This window comes from Methylobacterium isbiliense (genome assembly GCF_022179325.1).
GTDB lineage: Bacteria > Pseudomonadota > Alphaproteobacteria > Rhizobiales > Beijerinckiaceae > Methylobacterium > Methylobacterium isbiliense.
In genome coordinates this window covers 1-2,950 of the sequence record NZ_BPQQ01000094.1, presented here as the reverse complement: position 1 = coordinate 2,950, position 2,950 = coordinate 1, and the positions used below count along the sequence as shown (strand labels likewise).

The following is a 2,950-nucleotide window of genomic DNA, read 5'->3' as shown; positions in this document are numbered from 1 at the left end:
CAGGTAGTCGTCGCCGCCGCCGCCCCGGAGGGTGTCGTTGCCCTGTTCGCCATTGAGCCGGTCGTTGCCGTCATCGCCCGTGATGACGTCGTTGCCGGTGCCGCCATTGATGGTGTCGTTGCCCGCCTCACCGTAGAGGCCGTCATCATCGTCGTCACCGAACAGCAGGTCGTTGCCGTCCTCGCCATGAACCTCGTCCCGGCCGAAGCCACCCGACGCGAAATCGTTGCCGGCGCCCGCCCCGATGAAGTCGTCGCCCAGTTCGCCGAACAACAGGTCATTCCCGAGCCGGCCGAACACGACGTCGTTTCCAGCCCCGCCCCGCAGGGTATCCGGACCATCCGTGCCCACCAGGCCGTCGTTCGTCGAGACCGGAAGCCGGCCGTCGATGTCGACCGCGAAGGCCAGGACCTGCGTGACCTGCGAGGCCGCGAAGTTGTTGTCCGCGACCATGACCAGGCTCTGGCGGCCATCCGGCAGCCGCGGCCCGAACGTCAGGCCCTCGACGTTGTCGAGTGTGATCCCGAGCGTGCCGAGGTCGAGGAGCAGTTGCTTGCGGACGGGTGTCACGCCGTCGAGCTGGATCGTCCCGTTCGCGACGCGCGTCGGCAGCGAGGCAAGGCCGGCGACATCGGTGGCGCCGGACAGGTCGACCTTGTAGAGCTTGATCGCATTGCCGACCCCCGTCGAGAACGAGCGCTCAAGCGCGAGCAGCGTGCTGCCGTTGTCGATGGCCAGGAGGTCAACGAGCCCGTTCGTCGCGAAGCTTCCGGTCGGCGTCGGAGCGGCCGTGACCGCATCCGTCAGGTAGACGAACTCACCCGTCTCGCGGTTGGTCGAGAGATCGTAGCGCAGGATGCGCGACGCGGTGCCGCTCGTCAGCGAGGCCGCGGGACCGTCCTGGGCCAGCGCGTTCTCGGTCGCCGTGTAGAGGATGCCCTGGTCGGGCGTGACCGTCAGACTCTCGAAGGCGAGATTGTTGCGCACGCCGGTGGTGCCGCTCGTGGCCGGGTTGAACTTCCCGTCGACCGGCAGGGTGCCGATCTGGTTCCCGTCGAGGCCGAACAGCCGGACGAAGGGGTTCGTGAAGCGACCGGAGACCGGGTCGGCCTCGCCCTCGGATGAGACGTAGATGCCGCTCCCGGTGAGTGCGATGCCCTCGGGGTCGAGGGACAGCGCCGGGAACGTGGCGCCGTTCTGACGCAGCGCGGTGGCGCCGCGCACGGTCACGTCGCCCTGGTCGAGGCGCCCGTCGGAGAGGTCGATCCCGAGCGTGTAGAAGCGCGCCGGATTGATCTGGCTCCGGTCGTCGGAGATCGACAGGTAGCGATCGTTCACGCGGTCGTAGGTGATGCCGGAAAGGCCACCGAGTTCAGTCCCGGCGACCTGGGTCCCGGTCGGGAAGGTCGCCTGCCCGAGGAACTCGACGCGGCCGATCGTGCGCGTCGTGTCGTCCGTGACGGCGACGTCGAGGGAAACGAGGCGGTGGTCTGAGCTCGGGAAACCCCCGGGGAGGCTCGGCGTGAAGGTCCCGACGAGCGGGAAGGTCGGGTCGGTGGCGAGCGGCCAGAACACGCGTCCGCTGAGCGGGTCGAGCCCGTTGAGCGAGGGCAGGACGTAGTCCACCCGCAGGTTGCCCGGCGCGGTGTCGGCGAAGTCGGCCGTGTCGAAACGGGGATCGCCGACTTGGCGGGTGTTCGCGGCACCCTGGAGCGCGGCCTGCTGGGGTCCGCCCTGGCTCGTCGGCGTGACGCTCGCGTCGACGAGCGGCGCGTCGAGGATCTGGCGAGCGGCCTGCGCAACGCTGTCGCCGTCGAACGGATCCGCGTTCATGTCGCCGAGGATCAGGAAGCGCTCGCCCGCGGCAAGCCCGCCGGACCGGCCCTGGTCGTCTCTGATGTAGCTGCCCTGGCCAGGCTGCACGTAATCCGAGAAGAATCGGATCTCGTCGGCGTTGCGCAGGCCGTTGCGGTCCTCGGGCCCGTCGAAGGTCGGGGGCGTCGGATGCGCGGCCAGGATGTGCACCGTCTCGCCGTTGACGTTGACGGGCACGTCCCAGTGGCTCTTGGAGGACAGGCGGAAGACGGCGAGTTCCTCGGGCGAGTAGAAGTCCTGGGGCGCCGGCGTGGCGGCGTTGTCGGGCAGGCGGGCGCCCGGCATGTCCTTCCAGAGGAAGTTCTGGAAGGTCCGCGCCGCCGCGGCATCGATCGGATAGCGCGAGAACAGCACCATCCCGTACTGGCCGGGGAAGTCCCCGAAGCCGAGCGAGTCGTCGCCGTAGCCCGGCGCGCCCGGAGTCGTCACGGCCACGCCGTTGTTGTTGAGGTCGAAGCCGGACGCGATGCCCGTGTTCGACGGGGCGATGAACACGTAGGGATAGTCGATCGGCGCCTGACCGTTCTGACCGACGGTGAGGTAGTTGCGGCGGAAGAGGTCGGCCGCCAGGGACGAGCCGTTGGGACCCCTGTTGTCGTAGTCGAATTCATTGATAAGGATGATATCCGGCGCGTTGCGCTGGATGATCTCTGCGACCGTCCTCGCCTGGCTGTTGCCGGGCGTGCTGAGATCATTGATCAGTGTGCCTGCCGAGCTGCGGTTGAGCGAGGCATTGAAGGTTGCGACGCGAAGCGTGTCCGGAACAGCCGACGATGCCATCGTGATTGTCCTCTCCAAACGAGCCGGCAGGAGACGTCAACGACTGATGATGATCGAGATCGTAGGAAAGGTGGCCGGATCTGCTCCGGCCACCTGTTGGCAGGACCGATAGCAACGGCTCAGGATGCTGACGCATCGATCTCGATCCCGGGCAGGCCCGGGATCGACGGGGCCGTTGAGATATCTCGATTTTTCGACGCCAGATCAAAGATCTGACGAACAATCGCGAACCGAACCAGCGGTCATTGGAAATGACCGCTGGTATGATTTAGCTGAAGGTGAAGTTGGCCGCGGT

At 67.2% G+C, this 2,950-nt stretch carries 1 protein-coding gene; it reads right to left on the bottom strand.

What is annotated here, in order from left to right:
- Positions 1–2,655 (bottom strand): esterase-like activity of phytase family protein (locus MFF61_RS29425; RefSeq protein ID WP_238241242.1); only part of this gene is annotated, 2,655 nt, incomplete at its 3' end.
- Between the last annotated feature and the right edge of the window lie 295 nt (positions 2,656–2,950).